Origin of the sequence: Corynebacterium sp. HMSC059E07, from assembly GCF_001814395.1 — a bacterium.
GTDB lineage: Bacteria > Actinomycetota > Actinomycetes > Mycobacteriales > Mycobacteriaceae > Corynebacterium > Corynebacterium hesseae.
The window spans coordinates 190,428-211,427 of sequence record NZ_KV816329.1; the positions used below are offsets into that span (position 1 = coordinate 190,428).

A 21,000-nucleotide genomic window follows, 5' to 3' on the forward strand; every position below is an offset into this window, starting at 1 on the left:
ACAGTTAGGAATGAGGCTTCCACGCGTACCCCTGTGCGGAGGTACGTGGCGTGAGGCCGTATAATTGCACCAGTTTCTAGCAATTTATTGCACAGCCATATCGAAAGGGATGACATGTCAGGCCACTCCAAATGGGCAACGACTAAGCACAAGAAGGCTGCCAACGATGCCAAGCGCGGCAAGGAATTTGCCAAGCTGATTAAGAATATCGAGGTAGCGGCCCGCACCGGCGGCGGCGACCCGGCGGCGAATCCCACCCTCGATGACATGATTAAGAAGGCCAAGAAGGCCTCCGTTCCGAACGACAACATTGAGCGTGCCCGCAAGCGCGGCTCCGGCGAAGAGGCCGGCGGCGCAGATTGGGAGACCATCATGTACGAGGGCTACGGCCCCAACGGCGTGGCCATGCTCATCGAGTGCCTGACGGATAACCGCAACCGCGCAGCCACCGACGTTCGTACTGCGATGTCCAAGAACGGCGGCAACCTCGGCGAGTCCGGTTCCGTTGCGTACATGTTCTCCCGCACCGGCTTGGTCATGGTGGAGAAGGGTGAGCTTAGCGAAGATGACATCCTGCTCGCTGTGCTGGAAGCTGGTGCCGAGGAAGTCAACGACAACGGCGAGAAGTTCGAGATCACCTGTGCACCGGGTGATGTTCCGGCCGTGCGCGAGGCCCTTGTTGCTGCTGACATCGAAGTTGATGACACCGACACCGATTTCCGCGCGTCCGTTGAGGTTCCGCTGCAGGCAAATGATGCCCGCAAGATCTTCCGCCTCATCGATGCGCTTGAGGATTCGGACGATGTCCAGAACGTCTACACCAACATGGACCTCAGCGATGAGGTCCTCGCTGAGCTCGACGAGGACTAAAGGCTTCTAGCTGAGCTTAAGGCCTTCCAGGCCATGTACCGTCACCGTCTCTGATAACGGCGCGCGCCCAGGGACAGTCTTGAACACAGGGCTGGATTCATCGGCCACGCCGAAGGTGAGGGCGGTGACGAGCTTGTACTCCTCGTCCACCCCGAGGAATTCACGGACCGTGGGCGCGAGGAGTGAAATCATGCCCTGTGGAACACCGTGGTAGCCGTGTGCCTGCAGCGAGAGCAAAAAGTTCTCAGCATAGGTGCCTTGATCGAAGGCAGCGCGAATGCGATCACCCAGCGGTGGAATGAAAAGCAGCGCCGCGTGCGGGGCGCCGAAGAAGCGAAGGTTTTCGCGGATAAACTCCGTGCGCGCCTCTTTATCCTCGCGCGCAATGCCGAGCAGCCCGTACATCTTGGCGGCGAGCTGCTGCGAGCGCTGCGGGTGGACTCCCTGACCATAGTCAATAGTGAAGTCTGGATTAATTCCGTTCCTATCGAACTCCGCGATCAGCGCGGCGCTTAATTCTTTCAAAGCAGCGCCGCCCACGAGGTGTACGTTCCACGGTTGAGTGTTGGAATTGGAAGGTGCGGATTGGGCGTCGATAAGCACCTGCTTGATGACCTCAGTGGGGATGGGATCCGGCAGGAACGCCCGCGGGGAATGACGGGATCGGATAAAGCCTGAATAGTCATTTGGTTGTTGAGACATGCGCGCCACTCTACCCGCGGTGATGAAGAGGAAGCAGATGGGATGGGCCTGACTGATTTGGCAGGCATCGTTCGCAGGGCGCTGATTGCGCTAGAACACATGTGTGTACACTATGCCCCAGGCAAGTGAGTTCATCAGTAGGGCGAGGAGGCGGCCGTGAATTTGGAAGGGCTGCGCGTCATGGGGATTGATCCTGGATTGACGCGCTGCGGCCTGTCCGTTGTCCAAGCAGGACGTGGGCGCGCGGTTATTCCCATCGCAGTAGGTGTCGTGCGCACCCCCAGTGACAAGGAGTTGGGGGAACGCCTGAAGCGGCTATCTGTGGCGGTGAGGGAATGGATGGATGACTACCAGCCGCATGTTGTGGCGCTCGAGCGCGTATTCGAACGCGGCCAAGTGTCAACCGTCATGCAGACCGCTCATGCCGTCGGGGTCTTGGTGCTCGCGGCAGCAGAACGCGACATTCCTGTGCACATGTACACGCCCTCCGAGGTGAAGAAGGCGATTTCAGGAAATGGGCGCGCTGACAAGAAGCAGATGACAGCCATGATTACCCGTATCTTGGGGCTGAGTGAGGCCCCCAAGCCGGCTGATGCGGCGGATGCTTTGGCCCTTGCGGTCTGTCACTGCTGGCGTGCTCCCGCGCTGGCATGGATGAGCGGCGGTGACGCGAGCGCCGGCATAGGGGCGGGCGCACGAACAAGCGGGGTACGGGGTTCTTCACCGCGTACCGCGTCTGTCTCTCGCGCGGCAAAGTCAACCTCTTAAGCTAACTGGCATAACCCTTCGAACCAAGGAATTTTTATTTAATGATTGCATCTCTGCGCGGAACAGTACTCGACATCCAGCTTGATCACGCCGTGCTCGAATGTGCCGGCGTGGGCTATAAGGTCCTTGCCACCCCGGCCACGTTGGGGACGCTCCAGCGCGGTGAAGAGGCCAGGGTTATGACTACGCTCGTGGTGAAGGAAGACTCGATGACGCTGTATGGCTTCACGAGCCACGATGACCGCGACATGTTCCACGTGCTCCAGACCGTTTCTGGGTTGGGGCCAAAACTGGCCCTGGCCGCCCTGTCGGTGATGAGCGCCGGCGATTTGGCTCAGGCGATTGCGGGGGAGGAGACAGCACGCCTGCAAAAGATTCCGGGTGTGGGCAAACGAGTTGCACAACGATTGATTCTTGAGCTCAAGGACAAGGTTCAAGCTTTTGCTTCGGTGGATGGCGGAGATTCTTCGGTTGCTGCGCAGACCGCGTCCGGACCGGTTGTTGAGGATGTTGTTGAGGCGCTCGTCGGGTTGGGCTTTACGGACAAGATGGCTCGCCCTGTGGTGGAATCAGTTGTGGCTGAAAAGCCTGAGGCGGCGACACCAGTGGTGCTGCGCGCAGCACTCAGCACGCTGGGGTCCAAGAAATAGGGGAGAGTGGGTGACATGTCAGACGTAGAACGCACAGAATTCTCACTGCCGGACGGGGTGGAGCTTAACTCTCCACTCCAGCGCAACCAGGATATGGATGCCACCGAGCAACAGGGCGAGCACGATATTGAGCGCTCGTTGCGTCCGAAGTCGCTCGGTGAGTTCATTGGCCAGCCTAAGGTGCGCGAGCAGCTATCCCTTGTGCTTAATGGCGCGAAGAACCGCGGCGTAACGCCAGATCATGTGTTGCTATCCGGCCCTCCCGGACTGGGCAAGACGACGATGGCGATGATCATCGCCCAAGAGCTGGGAAGCTCGCTTCGTATGACCTCGGGGCCTGCTCTGGAGCGAGCAGGTGACCTGGCAGCGATGTTGTCGAATTTGATGGAGGGCGATGTGCTCTTCATCGACGAGATTCACCGCATCGCCCGCCCGGCTGAGGAAATGCTCTACATGGCGATGGAGGATTTCCGCATTGACGTCATTGTGGGCAAGGGCCCGGGGGCTACCTCTATCCCGTTGGAAATTCCGCCTTTTACCCTGGTGGGGGCGACTACTCGCGCCGGAATGCTGACCGGGCCGTTGCGTGATCGCTTCGGCTTCACCGCGCAAATGGAGTACTACGATACCGAGGATCTCACCCAGGTCATCACCCGCGCAGCGCGAATCTTGGAGGTTGACATTGACCAAGATGCTGCGGTGGAGATTGGATCTCGGTCGCGCGGAACTCCGCGTATTGCCAACCGCCTCCTTCGCCGGGTCCGTGACTACGCCGAGGTCAATGGGGATGGTCACATCAATGTTGGCGCAGCACAAGCAGCGCTGCGGGTCTTTGACGTGGACGAACGTGGGCTGGACCGCCTTGACCGTGCGGTGCTCGAGGCTCTCATTAAAGGGCACGGCGGTGGCCCCGTGGGTGTCAATACTCTGGCCATCGCGGTGGGCGAGGAGCCGTCGACAGTGGAGGAGGTGTGCGAGCCCTACCTCGTGCGCGCGGGGATGATCTCGCGAACGGGCAGAGGTCGTGTCGCGACTGCAGCGGCATGGCACCACCTAGGGCTTGAGGCACCCGAGGGAACAGTGGGCGGGACACTCTTCTAATTGGCCCGGAGACGGGGAGGTCTGGCACACTGACCATTTATGAACGGAACCCAGATTCTTCTACTCCTTGTACTCGCAATTCTCGTTATCTTGCCGAGCTTTATGTCAATGCGCGCGCAGCGCAAGCGCCAAGCGCAGATGCAAGAATTGCAGTCCTCCTTGAAGCCTGGCCAAGAGGTGATTACCGCCGGCGGCCTGCACGGCACCGTGGTGGAAGCCGGTAAGCAGCAGGTTGATTTGCGCGTTAAAGACGGCACCGTGATTACCTTCGACACGATGGCTATCGTGCGATCTGCTGAGCAGGCTGGCACGGTCAACGATGCGCCGGCTGAGGCGGAGGGCGACAACGACGAACGCTTCCCGAAGCTCTAATTCGAGTTGCGCTCGTCACACTGCGGGTGCCTCACCTTAAGCCTGTTAAGGAAAACCGCGGTCCATGACGTACGATGGTGGACTGTGCTTTAGTCATGGTGGCGTCATGGCGCTCAATCGCGTCGTGGAGATGGCTACCATGACCTATGATTTTTAGCCCTGTTCCACACAACACAGGAGAACTTTGTGTCCGCTTCGAAACGTGGTGGCGTTAGCAGCCGTCAACGGCAATGGCCTAAGCGCGCGATAGCGCTGTTTGCGCTCATTGTCATCGTGATTTACGCACTGATATTTCTGACCGGTGATAAGTCACCAACCCCAAAGCTCGGCATTGATCTACAGGGTGGTACTCGCGTAACCCTGGTTCCGCAGGGTGAGGACCCAACCCAGGAGCAGCTGCAGCAGGCGCGCACCATCCTCGAGCAGCGTGTGAACGGCATGGGTGTTTCGGGCTCTGAGGTCGTCATCAGTGGATCCAGCTTGGTGATTACTGTTCCGGGCGAAGATGCGTCCCAGGCGCAGGCAGTGGGTCAAACCTCTCAGCTGCTGTTCCGCCCGGTGGGCGAGCAGCCCATGCCGGATATGGACAAGCTTGAGAAGTCCATGACTGATACGGCTAACCGCTGGGTCAAGTACGGAGTCGTGACGCCAGAGCAGGCCAATAAGGCGCTGGCCTCCATCCACGATGCGCTCAACCAGAACGCAGATGCAGCCGCCCAAGGCGGCGAGAAGAAGGACGATAAGAAGTCTCCGGCTCCTACTGTGAGCGAGAAGCCGCTTCCGGCCCCGGCGAACTCTCTCGAGGAATCTGAGCGCCGCGATAAGGTTACTGAGGTTCTGCTTAAGGACCGCCAGTCTGAGGATCCCACCCAACAAACGGCAGCACTGGGCTTGATGACGTGTGACGCGGAATCCGACCCACTGGCCGGAACAGATGACCCAGCAAAGCCGTTGGTGGCTTGCGACTACTCTAATCAGCAGCCCTACCTGCTCAAGCCAGCTCCGCTTCTGGACGGTATTGAGGATCCGAACGGAACCCGTCTGACTGGTAACGAGATCGATAGCAACGCTCCGATTCAGGGCGGCCTGAATTCCCAGACCGGCCAGATGGAGATCAGCTTCGCCTTCAAGACCGGCGATGGTCCCAATGGCTCGCAGACGTGGTCCACCTTGACCCAGGAGTACCTGAAAAAGCAGGTGGCCATCACCCTGGACTCCGGCGTGATTTCTGCTCCGGTAATCCAGGGCGCGACCCCGGTCGGTGCTGCTACCTCCATCACGGGTGATTTCTCCCAGGAGGAAGCACAGAACCTGGCAAATAACCTGCGTTATGGTGCACTGCCGCTGTCCTTTACCGGCTCCAATGGCGAGCCGGGCGGAACGGTGGAGACCGTGCCGCCGTCACTGGGCAAGGCCGCCCTTGAGGCAGCACTCATCGCCGGCATCGTCGGCCTGATTCTGGTTTCGCTGTACTCCATCTACTATTTCCGCGCTCTGTCTTCGGTGGCACTGTTGGTGCTCGTCACCACCTGCGTCATGCTGTACGGTGCCCTGGTCCTGCTGGGTCGGTGGATCGGCTACTCGCTTGATCTTTCTGGCATGGCGGGCTTGATCATTGGTATCGGTGCCACGGCCGACTCCTTCGTTGTCTACTACGAACGTATGAAGGATGAGATCCTGGGCGGGCGCACCTTCCGATCTGCCACACGCACGGGTTGGGAGCGCTCGCGGGCAACGATTGTTACGGGTAAGGCCGTGACGCTTATCGGCTCCGTCGTGGTGTACTTCCTCTCTATTGGCGCCGTCAAGGGCTTTGCCTTCACCATGGGCTTGACCACCATCTTCGACCTCATCGTTTCCTTCCTGATCATGGCGCCGCTGATGCAGCTCCTTGGCAGCCGCCCAGCTTTTGCCAAACCGTCGATGAACGGCCTCGGCGGCATCTACAACCTCGTGGAGGAGCGCCGCGAACGCGGCTTTTATGCCAAACCGGCCAAGAAACCCGTCGCTACTGCTACGGATGAGGAGAAGTAATCATGGCTGTCGAAACTACTAACCGCAAGATTTCCCGCTTTGACCGTCTTTACGTAGACGGCAGTGGATTTGACTTCGTTGGTCGGGCCAAGACCTGGTACACCATCGCCGGTGTGCTGCTCATCGCCTCCATCTTGGCTATTGCACTTCGTGGCTTCAATCTCTCTCTGGACTTTGAGGGAGGCACGAAGCTCAACATGCCAGCTGGGGATCTGTCCACCGAACAGGTAGAGGAAACCTTTACAGAGGCCACCGGTGTTACCCCAGAGCTGGTGCAGATCGTGGGCGCGGGTTCCTCGGAGACGCTGGAAATCACGTCCGAGCGTCTGACCCAGGATGAGGTTAATCAGGCCCGCCAAGCCATCTTTGAGAAGTATCAGGTCAAGGATGACAACGGTAAGCCGAGCCCGGATGCGATCGGTTCTTCGACGGTGTCGGAATCATGGGGCTCGTCGATTACCAAGCGCATGGTCATCGCGATGGCCGTATTCCTCGTGCTGGCCACCATTTACGTGGCGGTCCGCCTGCAGCGGGACATGGCCTTTGCGGCAATTCTTGCCCTCATTTTTGACGGTGTGTTCATTGCCGGTATCTATGCGCTCTTTGGCATCGAGGTGTCCCCGGCAGTCATCATTGGTTTGCTGACGGTGCTGACCTTCTCCCTCTACGACTCCGTCATTGTCTTTGACAAGGTGGATGAGAATACGACGGGATTGGAAGGCCAGCGCAAGAAGACCTATGGGGAGCTCACCAACTTGGCCATTAACCAGACGGTGATGCGTTCGATCTCCACGTCTATTATCTCAGCCCTGCCGATCATCGCTCTGTTCGTTGTCGCCGTATGGCTGATGGGTATCGGCACACTGCGAGATCTTGCCCTTGTGCAGTTCATTGGCGTTATCGAGGGCGTATTCTCCTCAATCTTCCTCGCTACGACGCTTCTGGTGACTTTGTCGAACCAGCGAAAGAGCGTGAAGAAGCACAACGCCGTGGTTGCCGCCTACCGTGCGGAGGGCGAGCCTACGGAGGCAGGCGAAGGCGATGAGGAACCGAAGGCTACGCACACCGTCGTTTCCCCATCCGCGGCTTCGCATTCTGAGCCCGAGTCACGCACTGACGAGTCGGGTGGGGCGTCCTGGCGCCCCGGGCGTTAAGCCGTGCGTACATCTCCAGTCGCGGCACTGCTGGCCCTAGCCCTCACCGTGACAGCGTGCGGCTCTACTGAGGAGGGTGCGGGGGAGGACTCTTCGGCATCACGTTTCGCGGTGCTGAGCGATTCCCCCCTTGCTACTAGTAACGCAGCCTCCGCGTGGGGCGATGCCGTCGGGGCTGCCCAGCTAGCAAGCCGCGTCTATCCTGCGCTGTACGTACCGGGCCCAGCCGGGCAGATGGTGCCCAACTCAGATCTTGCCCACGCGGAGTATTTTGCTCCCGACGGCGATGAGACCGGGGCACACGTGGACTTCACGCTGACGGAGCAGGCTCGCTTCGCCGACGGTGAGGCAGTGACCTGTGACGATTACCTCTTGGCCTACACCGCTGGCCAGTTGAGTGAGACCTTTGGCTCCCACCTTCCGCTGATGGAAGAGGTCAGCGGAGTGGAATGCGCGCCTCACAGCAAGAAATTCACCGTGTGGTTTACGTCCGATGCGGGGTCGCGGTGGCGCTACTTGTTTGGCCCCGGCACGGTTCTCCCAGCGCACGTGATGGCTAAGCGGGCGGGGATGAGCGTCGAAGAGCTTAACGCGGCGCTTCACGCTCAGGACGTGGCAACCCTGCAACCAGTGGCGGAGGCTTGGCGCGATGGCTTTTCGACGGAACCGGGGCGTTTTGACCCGGACATGCAGGTTTCTTTCGGGCCATATCAGATTGACCGCGTCGAGGATGATGGCTCAATCGTTCTGACGCCGAATGACAACTACTACGGCGACAAGCCTGCCGTGCGTGAAGTAGTCATGTTGCCCAGCAGCGCGGATGCGGCAGCGTTTGTAGCCTCAGACGAGCTTCGCGTTGCAGAGTCACCCACGGCTTCACCCTCGTGGTTGGACCGCAATGCCGAGGGGAAGCCGGTGGACGTGAAGTCTGTAGCGGGTAGCCTGACCGACACTCTGGTTTTCTCTGAGGCTGGGATTTTTGCCCAGCCGTGGGCACGCGCCGCCTTCGCCGCGTGCGTGGATACGCAGCGCTTGGCGCAGGCCTCCTCCAAGGAATCAGGCGTGGATGTTCCTGCCGTCACCGTGCGCACGGTGCGCAACGATGATCCAGTTGCGGCCCAGATGGCCTCGCTAACAACAGTCCCCGTCGACAACGCAGCTGCGTCGGGTCTGTCCGGTTACACCATCGGTGTAGGCTACCTCGCTCCCAACCCTCGCTATAAGGCAATGGTTGAGCAGTTGCGCGCGGCCTGCGAGCCCGCAGGAATCACCGTGGAAGACCGCTCCGGAGACCGTGTTTCCCGCGAACAATTGTCCGCGGATCCCGCGACAGGCCAGCCGGAGATCGACGTCTACCTTGGGGCAGTAGATCCGATGCGTGAGCATTCCGCTCCCGCCTCCAGCGTGAAGAATGCGTCGGCATTGCGCACGTTGGAACAGGATTTGTGGGAGGAATTACCGTCTATTCCCATCTCCGCGCAGCCCCGGACCTTTATCACTGACCGCGCTGTGACAGGCGTGGTGCCCTACACTGGCCCTGCGGGTATCGGGTGGAACCTCGACCGTTGGAGCTATACCCCACAAACAGCAGCCGAAACTAAGGAAGAGTCGTGAGCGAGATTTACGTCGCAGCAGCACAAGCCTTGAAGGATAAGGTCCGCCTTGTCCAAGACTTCCCGGAGGAGGGAATCCTGTTTGAGGACCTGACCCCGGTATTGGCAGATGCGGAGTCCTTCGCCGCCGTGGTCGATGGCTTGGCTGAGGCCTGCAAGGAGCTCGGTGCCGATTTGGTCGGTGGCCTCGATGCGCGCGGGTTCCTTCTTGGTTCCGCCGTTGCGTACAAGTTGGGGGTGGGAATCCTCGCCATCCGCAAGAAGGGCAAGCTTCCGCCGCCTGTCTTGACCCAGGAATATGAGCTGGAGTACGGCACGGCAGCGCTGGAGATCCCAAACAGTGGTATTGACATTAAGGGCAAGCGCATCGTGCTTGTCGACGATGTCCTCGCCACCGGCGGTACCCTCCACGGAGCCGCATTGCTGCTGGAATCAGCGGGCGCGGAAGTAGCGGGCAACGTCGTGGTTCTGGAGGTCAATGGACTCCAAGGACGTGAGCGACTGCAAGGTTCCCCACTGATTGTGCTCAATCAGATGGGAGCAAAGGACTAAGGTTGTATGCCTAAGCTACTTCGCGGAGGCAGACATGACGACTGAAAAGCAGGACAAGACTGCGTGGCGGCCGGGCAGTGTGCGCGGCATGTCCGCCCGCTTGGCGCGCTCGCTGACGGGCGGACGCGTAAAGATCAATCCGGCGCTGGACCCGTTGATGTCTATCCACCGGGAGTTTCACCCGAAGGCAGACGCGGAGCTTCTCAACAAGGCCTATGCGACGGCGGAGCAGCTGCACGAAGGCGTATTTCGCAAGTCCGGCGAGCCTTACATCACGCATCCGCTTGCGGTGGCAACCATCGCGGCGGAGATCGGCATGGACACCACGACCGTTGCGGCGGCCTTGCTGCACGATACAGTGGAAGATACTGACTATTCGCTGGAGGACCTCACCCGTGATTTCGGTCCCGAGGTGGCCCGGCTCGTCGATGGCGTAACGAAGCTCGACAAGGTCGCCCTCGGCGCCGCCGCCGAAGCCGAGACAATCCGCAAGATGATCGTGGCCATGGCTACGGACCCGCGCGTGCTCGTCATCAAGGTGTGCGATCGCCTGCACAACATGCGAACCATGCGCTTCCTCCCGCCGGAGAAGCAGGCGAAGAAGGCGCGGCAAACCCTTGACGTCATTGCGCCGCTTGCTCACCGCTTGGGTATGGCAAGCGTTAAGTGGGAACTCGAAGATCTTGCCTTCGCGATTCTGTATCCCAAGAAGTACGACGAGATCGTGCGCATGGTGGCGGATCGCGCTCCCTCACGCGATAAAGCGCTCAAGGAAATCAAGGCCCAGGTAAGCCAAGCCCTCAAGGCAAACGGCATTCAAGCCGAGGTGATGGGGCGCCCGAAGCACTACTGGTCGATTTATCAGAAGATGATCGTTCGTGGGCGTGACTTTGCGGAGATCTTCGATCTCGTCGGAATCCGCATCCTCGTCGACGACATCAACTCCTGTTACGCCGCCATCGGCGTGGTGCACTCGTTGTACCAGGCTCTTCCGGGGCGCTTCAAGGATTACATCTCCTCGCCACGCTTCGGCGTCTACCAGTCGCTGCATACCACCGTTATCGCGGACGGCGGCTCCACCCTTGAGGTGCAGGTGCGCACGCACGAGATGCATTACAACGCCGAGTTTGGCGTTGCGGCACACTGGCGTTATAAGGAGACCAAGGGCAGGAATTCCGGCCACCAAGAAGAAGTGGATCAGATGGCGTGGATGCGCCAGTTGTTGGATTGGCAGAAGGAAGCCGCTGATCCCAATGAGTTCCTGGACTCTCTGCGTTATGACCTGACCGCCAAGCAAATCTTTGCGTTTACCCCGAAGGGTGACGTGATCAATTTGCCCGCTGGTTCCACCCCCGTGGATTTCGCATATGCGGTGCATACGGAGGTAGGCCATAGGTGCATTGGTGCCAAGGTCAACGGCAAGCTCGTGGCATTGGAATCGGAGCTGAAGTCCGGCGATAAAGTTGAGATTTTCACCTCCAAGGATCCGAATGCGGGTCCCTCGCGGGATTGGCAGGAGTTCTTGGTCTCGCCACGGGCTAAGACGAAGGTGCGGCAGTGGTTTGCCAAGGAACGCCGCGAGGAGCACCTCGAAGCCGGGCGGGATGCCTTGGCCGCCGAGGTCCAGCGTGGCGGCTTGCCCATGCACCGGCTGTTCACCGCTAGCTCGATGAAGCAGGTAGCCGAGCAGCTGCACTACCCGGATGTGGATGCGCTCTATACCGCCATCGGCGCCGGCCATGTCTCAGCTCAGCACGTTGCCAACCAGCTCATGGCGCTCTTCGGAGACAGGGACGATGCAGTCGATGCCTTGGCTTCTCGTACCCCGCTCAGCGAGCTGGAGAATTCCCGCGCTCAGCACACGAAGGATTCCGCATCCGGCACCGGAATTTTGGTGGAGGGCAGCCCGGACGTCATGGCCAAGCTGGCGAAGTGCTGCCAGCCTGTGCCTGGTGACGCCATCTTTGGCTTCGTGACCCGCGGCGGTGGTGTGTCCGTGCACCGAGCTGACTGCACCAATGCTGAAAAGCTCAAGTCGGAACCCGAGCGCATGATGCAGGTGGAGTGGGCTGGCGGGCCGAAGTCTTCCGGTGCCTTCTCCGCAACGCTGCAGCTAGAGGCCATTGACCGTCAAGGTCTGCTCTTTGAGCTCACCCGCATCTTTAGCGATCAGAGCCTCAACGTATTGTCGATGACCTCCAATCGCGGCGATGACCACATTGCGACTGTGCGCTTCACCTTCTCGGTTTCTGACACCAAGCAGCTGGGGCAGTTGATGACAACCCTGCGTAACACCGAGGGCGTCTTCGACGTCTATCGCGTCACGGCTTAAGGCATCACCCCTCAACCGGGGGTGTGTGGCTGAACGGGAGGTTGCGCCTGGGTGAAACTAGGGGAGATGTTTGGTGAACGCGCTGGTCGTGGCATCAGCAAGCGCTGCGCAATCGTGATGGATGCGTTATAAACACGTGGACAAGATTTCTCTCATACCCAGGAGATCCACGTGAACTTCCGTCGCTTTGGCCAGCTTCTGGCCGCCACCACCGTCACCGCCGTTGCCGTCTCCGGCGCGCCTGCCTTCGCCGCTGAGGCCGACCAGGTGACCATTTCCGTCACCAACTTCACCGACTTCCACGGCCACCTTGAGCTGGCCGAAAACTTTGACAAGGAATCCGAGGAACTGGTTGGTTACTCCGAGATGGGCGCTGCTCGCATGGCTGCGCTCATCAAGGCCGTCAACAAGGACCAGGAGTACGCCTTGACCTCCTCCGGTGATAACGTTGGTGGTTCCGCTTTCGTGTCTGCGATTTCTGAGGACAAGTACACCAACGAGGCCCTCAATGCTATGAATCTCGATGTCACGGCCGTGGGCAACCACGAGTTCGACAAGGGCACCGATGACCTGATGGGCCGTATCAAGGACCAGTCCAACTTCCCGATCCTGGGCGCCAACGTCACCAAAGATGGCAAGCCTCTGCTCGATGCTTCCTTCGTCAAGGAGGTAGACGGCGTGAAGGTGGGCTTCGTTGGTACCGTCACCGAGAACACCAAGTACAAGGTGTCCGCTGCGTCCATCCCGGGCGTCGAGTTCTCCGACCCGGTCGAGGCCACCAATAAGGAAGCCAGCCGACTGAAGGAATCCGGCAAGGCTGACGTCGTTGTGGCGCTCATGCACGAGGACGCTCAGCAGTACGCGGAGGGCTTCAGCAAGGATGTGGATATCCTCTTTGGCGGTGATACTCACGTTAAGACCCAGGGCGAGGTTGCTCGTGAGGGGGCAATGCCGCTGTACTGGGCACAGGGCTACGAGTACGGCAAGGTGCTTAACGACGCCGACATCACCTTCGACAAAGCCGAGAAGAAAATCACCAAGATTGATCTCAAGCAGTACGACGTGGCCAACGCAGAGGTCTTCGCCCAGCTGCAGGGCCTCGAAGACGACCCCGAGGTGGCTAAGATCGTCGAGGAAGCAAAGAAGGTAGCGGAGATTGAGGGTGCCAAGACTGCTGGTACCACCGAGAAGGCCATGTACCGCGGTTCTGATGAGGGCAAGGACACCGGTACCAACCGCGGTGTGGAGTCGACCCTCAACAACTTTATTGCCGATGGCCAGCGCTTTGCTCTATCTAAGCAGACGGACAAGGACATCGAAATCGGTGTCATGAACGCGGGCGGTGTGCGCGCCGACCTCAAGCAAGGTGATGTTACCTACCAGGACATCTTTGCCGTCCAGCCTTTCGGTAACTCCGTGATTACCGCGGAGGTCAGCGGCGCTGCCTTCATCACCGCACTGGAGAACCAGTGGAAGCCTGGCCAGTCCCGCCCGCGCCTGGCTCTGGGCCTGTCCAACAACGTCACCGTTGTCTACGACCAGAAGGCTGAGCAGGGCAAGCGCGTTAAGTCTGTCACCATTAACGGTGAACCGATTGACCCGGAGAAGAACTACAGCATTGCTCTGTCCTCCTTCCTTGCCTCCAGCGAGACGGAGGCCGGCGGCGATGGCTTCTTTGAGCCCGGTTCCATCAAGAACCGCAATGACGTTGGCTACATGGACACCCAGGCGATGATTGACTACATCGCTTCCGGCGAGTCCAAGGTCCGCACCGGCCAGGGCCAGATTGGTGCCCACGTGTCTGGTGACCTGAAGCCGGGGGAGGAGATCACAGTCGACCTTTCCTCCCTGAACTACTCCAACGCAGAAGAGCCACAGGCTAAGAAGGTCACCGTTGCACTGGGTGACGCTAAGGCCGAGGCAGACATTGACAACGCAGCACAGCCCGGTGACGAGCAGTTCGGCGAGCGCGGGCGTGCAACCGTCAAGCTCACCATCCCGGAGGGGCTGAAGGGCGAGCAGAAGCTGCTCATTACTACCGATGCTGGCACTGAAGCCGCCCTTCCGATTTCCCTCGACGGTGACGACGACGCGAAGGACCCGAAGGATACTGGTTCCGCCAAGGATGCAGCTTCCTCCATCGGCCTAGGTGTGGGTATCACCGCCGCTATCGCCGCCGCCATTGCCGCTGTGATTGGTGCCATCAACATGCCGGTTGCTGCGCTCCCAGCACCGGTGCAGCAGCTGATTGAGCAGCTGCGCAAGCAGTTCAACATCTAGTCTGTACTGATGCACAAGCCCGCACTATCGTGCGGGCTTTCCTCGTGCGGAAGGTATGGTGGAAAGCTGTGGATACACTGAGGCTGTTTGGACGCGAGGCAATGTACCAGCTAGGTATCGAGCCTCACCGAATCCCACTGGTGATGCTCGCGACGCTGGGGATTTATTTGGCCTTTATGGTCTTGGTCAAGCTCTTTGGCAGCCGTGTTCTGACGTCCATCACTGCCTCTGATGCTGTCATCATCATTATGTTTGGTGCGGTCTCGGGCCGCGTTATTGTGGGCAACCCACCGACGCTTGCCGCCGGCATCATTGGCCTGTTTACCCTCATGCTTTTGGAGGCCGCCTTCGGCACATTCCGCCAATTGGTGACGTGGTCACGGTTTATTGACCGCAAGCCGGTATTGCTGGTCTATAAGGGGCAGCTGCAGGAAGACAATATGAGTTTCGCCCACATCACTGAAAGAGACATTAACTCCGCCGTGCGTAAAGCTGGCCTCGGCCGGCGCAGCGATGTGCAACTGATGATCCTGGAGCCAACCGGCCAGATTTCCGTCATCCGACGAGGCCAGCTTGTTGATGCCTCCGTATTCAAGGACGTTCTCGGCGCCGAGCGCATCGAGGAAGTAGATGCACAGGACTAGGAACAGTCTTCTAGGTTGCAAGAGTAGCCGGGCTGAGAAGCCGCGTCGTGTTTGGGCGTTGAATCCGCTGTCCAGGAAAACGAAAAATCTCCCCCTGCGCGGATTGCGCAAGGGGAGAGAGCGGCGCGTGTGGCTTACTTGATACCAGCGAGCTTATCGCCGAGACGCATTGCGTCATCCATGGCGCCGATGATGGAGGTGAAGACCTTAATCCACTCGCGGATTTCCTTCGGGCTGACGTTACCCTCATCGTCGGAGGAGAGAGCGAAGAAAGCCTTGGAGGAGCTGTCATCCTCAACCGGAGCTGCGGAAGCAACTGCGGTGCCGGAGAAAGCGATGGTTGCAGCGGTAGCAGCGGCAACGATGGACTTACGGGAGAAGAACTTCATAGGATTTCCTAATCTGATTCGAATGTGAACGGAAAGTCTGACTTAAGTGGGTCTGACTTACTTCGCGAAGTTCTTGTTGTAGAAAGCGAAGACGGTGCCCAGAGCGCCGATGATGGCGGTGAAGACAGCGATCCAGTCGCGGATCTCGGACGGCTTCATGTCGGAGATGGAGGAACCCTCGGAGTCATCGGAGGAGGAAGAAGAAGACTCCTCGTCCTTCTTGTCGTCCTTCTTGTCGTCCTTCTTGTTGTTGTCCTCGCCCTCAGACTTAGGAGCGTCGTTGGTGGGTTCGTTTACCGCGGCGGTGTTATCGTTGGCGGTCTCAGCGGTAGCAACGGTCACGCCGGACAGGGAAACGGCAGCGGTGGTAGCAGCAGCAACAAGGGCCTTACGGGAGAAGAGCTTCATTCTCGTTCCTTATACATCTCGGGAATTTCAAAGACCTCACAGATGCTACTGAGACATTGCGGGTTTTGCAAGGGATCTAGCGATCAACTGATGAATCTGTGTGGTTGCTGTCCGTCGTATGTGAGCTGGGGTTTGCTGCACGGTAGTGTGTGGGCGTAGCGAATAGTTTGCCAAATGAACAGCTCAAGGCTAAGAAATTCTTAGTCCAGGTGGGGAAGGGCGGTTGGAATGGGAAAGGCCCCGCTCGCTGAATGCGAGCGGGGCCGGCCACCGTAAAGGGGGTAAAACTTAGCTCTCGACGGTTGCCTTGGTGATGCGAACTTCCTCAGCGGGAGCGCCGTCGGACTGCCCATCCTTGACACCCTTGGCAGCGATGGCGTCGATGGTCTTCTGTCCCTTCTCCGTCAGGTCGCCAAAATAGGTGTAGGAGGGCGGAAGCTGCGAGTCCTTATAGTTAATGAAGAACTGGGAACCATTGGTGTCTTCGCCGGCATTAGCCATGGCGATGGAACCCTTCGGGTACAGAGCAGGCTGTGCCTTAGCGGCGTCGTCAGCCTCATCGGTGGGGTACTCATTGGCAAACTGGAAGCCCGGTCCACCAGAACCCTTGCCGGTCGGATCACCGCACTGCAGGACGGAGAGGGTGCCCTCCGTCATGCGGTGGCACACGGTGTCGTCGTAGTACTTCGCGGAAATCATGTCCGTGATTGCGTTGACGGTACACGGAGCAAGTGAGCGATCGAGAGTCATCTCAATATCGCCTTGCTTGGTGGCGAAATTGACGGTCACTTCACCCTTGGCAGGAATGTTCTTTCCTTGCGGAGTAGGGACATCGCGGGAAGAGTCGCCAGTCTCGTTGTACTCACAGGTGACGGTCTCACCGAGCGGCTTAGCACGCTTGCCGCTCAATGCTTCGGCGGTAGGGGCTTCAGTGGGCGTATCAGCGGCGGAGGTTTCCGAGGCCTGAATCTCTTCTTCCTCCGGCGAGCGCGTGGCCAAGAACCAGATACCGCCGACGAGGGCAACAATAACGACGGCGGCCATCAAAACGACGCCGAGCGGGCGGCTCTTCTGTTTACGGTCGCGGGATTTCAGCTCGCGATCGAGCTGGTTGAGCGCATCATCCAAGCGCTGGCTGTTAGTAGACACCTATGTTTCCTCCACAGTGGTGGTTTAAAAACTTTGACCCACCTATCCTAACCGCACGCTAGTTCACCGTGGCGCGCCGCCCCGCACGTCAGTACGCTTGGGTGCCATGGCTACTACGAATCTTCAGAATGAACCCGTCGAAACCAATGCTGAGCTGCCGAAGGTCGGTGACGCCCTGCCGGACTTCACCCTCGTCGGCACCGACTTGTCTGAGCTAACCAATGCGGACTTTGCTGGTAAGCGCTTGGTGGTGTCCTGCTTCCCGTCCGTGGATACCGGCGTGTGTGCAGCGCAGCTGCGCAAATTCAATCAAGAGGCGGCTGGTCTGGAGAACACCGTTGTCTTGTCCGTCTCCCGTGACTTGCCGTTCGCGCAGGAGCGTTTCTGCGCTGCTGAAGGTATTGAGAACGTCGTCAGCGCTTCTGATTTCCGTTCCGATTTCGCCGACAAGCTGGGCCTCGTCCTGGAAGGCTCCCCGCTCAAGGGCCTGTTTGCCCGCGCGGTCATCGTCACCGACGAGAACCACAAGGTGACCTACACCGAGCTGGTGCCGGAGGTTACGACTGAACCGGACTACGACGCAGCACTGGCCGCCCTCAAGTAATGAACACACCCGATATCTACGGTTTCGCCGCAGGGCCTTATAAAACCAACACCTATGTTGTGGCTAACGGCTCGCGGGCGTTCATCGTGGACCCAGGGATGCACACGCGCGAGCGCCTTGAGCAGCTCGCGCGTGAGAAGTCCCTGGAATTTGAGGCCGTCGTGCTCACCCACGGTCACATTGACCACACGCGTGATGCCGCTGAGTTTGACCTGCCGGTCTACATCCACCCGGATGACGCGTTCATGTTGGTGGATGGCTCCGGAGTATCTCCCGAGTCGCAAATGCTTTTCGCCGCCGCTTCCATGAAGCAGGTGGCGGACCGGCGTGATCTGCTGGGTGGTGAAACGCTGAGCCTCGTCGGCCTGGAGTTTGAATTACTCCATGCGCCGGGGCATTCACCGGGGTGCGTCATGCTCGTGGCCGAGGATTTTGCGCTGACCGGTGACGTGTTATTCAAGGGCTCGATCGGCCGTACAGACCTTCCGCATTCCGATCCCGCGGCGATGCAGCGCTCATTGCGCGGTCCGGTGTGGGGCCTTGATGATTCCCTTGCTATCTTGCCGGGCCACGGCCCAACATCGACGATGCGCCGCGAACGCGCGACTAATCCGTTTCTCCGTGCGGCGGGGGATGTACTCTAAAGGGCGTGAGTGATAAGAAGCAGTTCAAAGCCCTGTCCGCGCCCAAGGGTGTGCCGGACTACGTTCCGCCGCAATCGGCCATCTTTGCCAAGGTTCGTGAGACCTTCGTGCATCAGGCACATCTGTCCGGCTTCCAACACATCGAACTCCCCGTCTTTGAGGACACGTCGCTGTTCGCCCGCGGCGTGGGGGAGTCCACGGACGTCGTGTCGAAGGAGATGTACACCTTCGCCGATCGCGGCGACCGCTCCGTGACTCTGCGCCCCGAAGGTACCGCGGGTGTTATGCGCGCAGTTATTGAGCACAACCTCGACCGCGGTCAGTTGCCGGTCAAGCTCAATTACTTTGGCCCCTTCTTCCGCTACGAACGCCCGCAGGCTGGCCGCTACCGCCAGCTGCAGCAGGTCGGCGTCGAGGCCATTGGTGTCGATGATCCAGCGCTGGACGCGGAAATCATCGCGCTAGCGGACCGCTCCTACCGCAGCCTGGGGCTTAGCCAGTTCCGTCTGGAGCTGACCAGCTTGGGTGACCACGACTGCCGCCCGGCCTACCGTGAGAAGCTGCAGGAATTCCTGTTCAAGCTGGACCTCGACGAGGAAACCAGGGCTCGCGTGGAGCTGAACCCGCTGCGCGTGCTCGATGACAAGCGCCCGGAGGTCCAGGAGCAGCTTGTCGACGCCCCCCTCATGCTCGATCACCTCAATGCCGAGTGCCGCGAGCACTTTGAGACGGTCACTGGCTTGCTCGATGACATGGGCGTGCCCTACACCATCAACCCGCGCATGGTCCGCGGTCTTGATTACTACACGAAGACCTGTTTCGAATTTGTCCACGATGGCCTCGGCGCGCAGTCCGGCATTGGCGGCGGCGGCCGCTACGACGGGCTCATGGCTCAGCTCGGCGGACAGGAATTGTCCGGTATCGGCTATGGTCTCGGCGTAGACCGCACGGTTTTGGCTCTGGAAGCCGAGGGCGTGGAGCTCGACGGCGTCGAAGAGCGCGTGGCCGTTTATGGCGTTGCTTTGGGCGCTGCGGCGAAGCAGAAGATGGTCAGCATCATTAATGACCTGCGCAAGGCCGGCATTTCCGCGGACATGTCCTTCGGCGACCGCGGCCTCAAGGGCGCGATGAAGGGCGCTGATCGCGCCAACGCCCGCTTCGCACTCGTCCTCGGTGACCAGGAGCTAGAGTCTGGCACCGTGGCGCTGAAGGATCTGCGCGCGCACGAGCAGCACGACGTCCCGGTGGGGGACGTCGTCAAGCAGCTCAGCGCAGTGGTTTAGCACTCCACCTGCGAGACGGTGAAGCCCATCGTCTTCGCCAGGCCACCGAGCGAGGTCTCCTTGTACTTGGAGAGCATGTCGCGTCCGGTTTCGGCCATGGTGCGCACCGCGTTATCGAGGGTAACGTGGTGCGTGCCCTCACCCATGAGCGCAAGGCGCGCGGCGTTGATGGACTTGACCGCGCCGATGGCGTTGCGCTCGATGCAGGGAATCTGTACGAGGCCGCCGACGGGGTCACAGGTCAGGCCGAGGTTGTGCTCAAGGGCGATCTCGGCGGCATTTTCCACCTGTTCCGGTGTTGCTCCGAGTAGTTCTGCCATGCCAGCAGCTGCCATGGAGGACGCTGAGCCAACCTCGCCCTGGCAGCCCACCTCGGCGCCGGAAATCGAGGCATTGGACTTGATGATGATACCAATGGCACCTGCGGTCAGCAGGTAGCGGCGGGCATCGGAGCGGGTGAAATCGGCCTGGAAGTCACGCGCGTAGTGCAGCACGGCGGGGATGATGCCACACGCGCCGTTAGTGGGGGCGGTGATGACGCGGCCGCCGGCGGCATTCTGTTCGTTGACGGCAAGCGCGTAGAGGTTGACCCATTCCATCGCGGACAAGCCACAGGACTCGTCGTTTTGCTTGGCCAGAAGTTGTTGGTACATGCGTGGCGCGCGGCGGTTCACGCGCAGGCCACCGGGAAGGATTCCCTTGGAGGAAATGCCCTCGGTCACGCACTCGCGCATGATATCCCAGACCAAGTCAAGGTGCTGGTAGACGTAGTCGAGACCGCCTTCTTCGCGGTGCAACACGGCCTCGTTGGCGGCGACGATTTCCCAGATAGCTTTGTCATTGGCCGCGCACAGGTGAAGCAGGTGTTCGCCGGACTGGAACTCATAAGGAACGGTGTCTTCAGCGGTGGCCGCGGCGACACCGGCTGGCACACCGGTGTCAGTTTGGAGCTGGGCATCGTATTCCTCGCGGGACAGGATAAAGCCGCCGCCGACGGAGAAGTACTCTGCATTCTCGGCGAGTACCCTGCCGTTCTCGTCCCAGGCCGTAAAGATGAGGCAGTTCGGGTGTTCCGGCACCGGTTCGTTGTTGAATTCGATGCTGTACTGCACTTCGCCTGCGGGGCCAGAAATGGTGCCCTCGGTGGGGATAAAGGCATCGGCGCGTGGCTCTGCGTCGAGTGGCACGGACAGCGGATCCCATCCGGCGAGGCCCAGAATCACGGCGCGATCCGTGGCGTGGCCGCGGCCGGTAGCGGATAGGGAACCGCGCAGTACGGTGTGGACCTTGGCCGGGTGTTGATCAAGCGCCTCGAGGAAGGCCTTAGCCGCGCGCATGGGGCCGACTGTATGGGAGGAGGAGGGGCCGATTCCGATGGAGAAGATATCGGTCACGCTAATTGTCATGTGGGGGTGAAACCTCCTTGGGAGCGTTAGATAAGTGTCGCCTTA

The 21,000-nt window shown here is 59.8% G+C and carries 20 protein-coding genes; 15 read left to right on the forward strand and 5 right to left on the reverse strand.

The genetic code is table 11. The features are described from left to right. Nucleotides 1–114: 114 nt before the first annotated feature. A complete protein-coding gene (locus HMPREF2967_RS09895) occupies nucleotides 115–870 on the forward strand; it encodes a YebC/PmpR family DNA-binding transcriptional regulator (RefSeq protein WP_070529978.1) in 756 nt (251 codons plus the stop codon). Between the two features lie 6 nt (nucleotides 871–876). On the opposite strand, the gene HMPREF2967_RS09900 is transcribed toward HMPREF2967_RS09895, so the two are convergent. Continuing rightward, nucleotides 877–1,572: a nitroreductase gene (locus tag HMPREF2967_RS09900; protein WP_083312611.1), complete on the reverse strand. Its 696-nt coding sequence runs from the start codon at nucleotides 1,570–1,572 to the stop codon at nucleotides 877–879. A 156-nt stretch (nucleotides 1,573–1,728) separates the two neighbouring features. Here HMPREF2967_RS09900 and ruvC point away from each other — a divergent pair, with 156 nt between their 5' ends. From ruvC to HMPREF2967_RS09955, 11 genes are all read left to right on the forward strand, one after another. Then, on the forward strand, nucleotides 1,729–2,340 hold the full coding sequence (gene ruvC, locus HMPREF2967_RS09905) for a crossover junction endodeoxyribonuclease RuvC (protein WP_070686255.1): 612 nt from the start codon (nucleotides 1,729–1,731) through the stop codon (nucleotides 2,338–2,340). A 41-nt stretch (nucleotides 2,341–2,381) separates the two neighbouring features. After that, nucleotides 2,382–2,990 carry a Holliday junction branch migration protein RuvA gene (gene ruvA, locus HMPREF2967_RS09910; RefSeq protein ID WP_070686257.1) on the forward strand — a complete coding sequence of 203 codons (609 nt, stop codon included), beginning with the start codon at nucleotides 2,382–2,384 and terminating at the stop codon, nucleotides 2,988–2,990. A 15-nt stretch (nucleotides 2,991–3,005) separates the two neighbouring features. Continuing rightward, the gene (gene ruvB / locus HMPREF2967_RS09915) at nucleotides 3,006–4,091 is read left to right on the forward strand and encodes a Holliday junction branch migration DNA helicase RuvB (protein ID WP_070522109.1); all 1,086 of its coding nucleotides are present in this window, start codon (nucleotides 3,006–3,008) and stop codon (nucleotides 4,089–4,091) included. A 39-nt stretch (nucleotides 4,092–4,130) separates the two neighbouring features. Further along, complete coding sequence (gene yajC, locus HMPREF2967_RS09920) at nucleotides 4,131–4,463, forward strand: preprotein translocase subunit YajC (RefSeq protein ID WP_070522112.1); 333 nt, start codon at nucleotides 4,131–4,133, stop codon at nucleotides 4,461–4,463. 186 nt (nucleotides 4,464–4,649) lie between these two features. Continuing rightward, complete coding sequence (gene secD / locus HMPREF2967_RS09925; RefSeq protein ID WP_070686259.1) at nucleotides 4,650–6,497, forward strand: protein translocase subunit SecD; 1,848 nt, start codon at nucleotides 4,650–4,652, stop codon at nucleotides 6,495–6,497. 2 nt (nucleotides 6,498–6,499) lie between these two features. After that, nucleotides 6,500–7,651, forward strand: a complete 1,152-nt coding sequence (gene secF / locus HMPREF2967_RS09930; protein WP_070686261.1) for a protein translocase subunit SecF — start codon at nucleotides 6,500–6,502, stop codon at nucleotides 7,649–7,651. A 3-nt stretch (nucleotides 7,652–7,654) separates the two neighbouring features. Further along, nucleotides 7,655–9,265: an ABC transporter substrate-binding protein gene (locus tag HMPREF2967_RS09935; protein ID WP_083312612.1), complete on the forward strand. Its 1,611-nt coding sequence runs from the start codon at nucleotides 7,655–7,657 to the stop codon at nucleotides 9,263–9,265. Beyond that, on the forward strand, nucleotides 9,262–9,816 hold the full coding sequence (locus HMPREF2967_RS09940) for an adenine phosphoribosyltransferase (RefSeq protein WP_070522126.1): 555 nt from the start codon (nucleotides 9,262–9,264) through the stop codon (nucleotides 9,814–9,816). The genes HMPREF2967_RS09935 and HMPREF2967_RS09940 overlap by 4 nt, the downstream gene beginning before the upstream one ends. A gap of 34 nt (nucleotides 9,817–9,850) precedes the next feature. After that, on the forward strand, nucleotides 9,851–12,148 hold the full coding sequence (locus tag HMPREF2967_RS09945) for a RelA/SpoT family protein (protein ID WP_070686265.1): 2,298 nt from the start codon (nucleotides 9,851–9,853) through the stop codon (nucleotides 12,146–12,148). 171 nt (nucleotides 12,149–12,319) lie between these two features. Beyond that, nucleotides 12,320–14,428 (forward strand): bifunctional metallophosphatase/5'-nucleotidase, encoded by a 2,109-nt coding sequence (locus HMPREF2967_RS09950; protein ID WP_070686267.1) that lies wholly within the window; start codon nucleotides 12,320–12,322, stop codon nucleotides 14,426–14,428. 101 nt (nucleotides 14,429–14,529) lie between these two features. Then, nucleotides 14,530–15,072 (forward strand): DUF421 domain-containing protein, encoded by a 543-nt coding sequence (locus HMPREF2967_RS09955; protein WP_185963378.1) that lies wholly within the window; start codon nucleotides 14,530–14,532, stop codon nucleotides 15,070–15,072. A gap of 134 nt (nucleotides 15,073–15,206) precedes the next feature. Here HMPREF2967_RS09955 and HMPREF2967_RS09960 read toward each other — a convergent pair whose 3' ends face one another. The 3 genes from HMPREF2967_RS09960 to HMPREF2967_RS09970 form a co-directional block, all read right to left on the reverse strand. Then, a complete protein-coding gene (locus tag HMPREF2967_RS09960) occupies nucleotides 15,207–15,461 on the reverse strand; it encodes a hypothetical protein (protein WP_070522137.1) in 255 nt (84 codons plus the stop codon). A 57-nt stretch (nucleotides 15,462–15,518) separates the two neighbouring features. Next, on the reverse strand, nucleotides 15,519–15,869 hold the full coding sequence (locus tag HMPREF2967_RS09965) for a hypothetical protein (RefSeq protein ID WP_070686269.1): 351 nt from the start codon (nucleotides 15,867–15,869) through the stop codon (nucleotides 15,519–15,521). A 288-nt stretch (nucleotides 15,870–16,157) separates the two neighbouring features. Further along, nucleotides 16,158–17,018, reverse strand: a complete 861-nt coding sequence (locus tag HMPREF2967_RS09970; RefSeq protein WP_070686271.1) for a peptidylprolyl isomerase — start codon at nucleotides 17,016–17,018, stop codon at nucleotides 16,158–16,160. Nucleotides 17,019–17,124: 106 nt separating this feature from the next. On the opposite strand from HMPREF2967_RS09970, the gene tpx reads away from it, so the two are divergent. The 3 genes from tpx to hisS are packed head-to-tail and all read left to right on the forward strand — an operon-like array spanning nucleotide 17,125 to nucleotide 19,549. Further along, a complete protein-coding gene (gene tpx, locus HMPREF2967_RS09975) occupies nucleotides 17,125–17,622 on the forward strand; it encodes a thiol peroxidase (RefSeq protein WP_070686273.1) in 498 nt (165 codons plus the stop codon). Next, the gene (locus HMPREF2967_RS09980) at nucleotides 17,622–18,266 is read left to right on the forward strand and encodes an MBL fold metallo-hydrolase (RefSeq protein ID WP_070686275.1); all 645 of its coding nucleotides are present in this window, start codon (nucleotides 17,622–17,624) and stop codon (nucleotides 18,264–18,266) included. Before tpx ends, HMPREF2967_RS09980 begins: the two co-directional genes overlap by 1 nt. A 5-nt stretch (nucleotides 18,267–18,271) precedes the next feature. Then, nucleotides 18,272–19,549, forward strand: coding sequence for a histidine--tRNA ligase (gene hisS / locus HMPREF2967_RS09985; protein WP_070686277.1), 1,278 nt, complete (start codon nucleotides 18,272–18,274; stop codon nucleotides 19,547–19,549). On the opposite strand, the gene HMPREF2967_RS09990 is transcribed toward hisS, so the two are convergent. Beyond that, a complete protein-coding gene (locus tag HMPREF2967_RS09990; protein WP_070563276.1) occupies nucleotides 19,546–20,955 on the reverse strand; it encodes an L-serine ammonia-lyase in 1,410 nt (469 codons plus the stop codon). The genes hisS and HMPREF2967_RS09990 overlap by 4 nt on opposite strands. Between the last annotated feature and the right edge of the window lie 45 nt (nucleotides 20,956–21,000).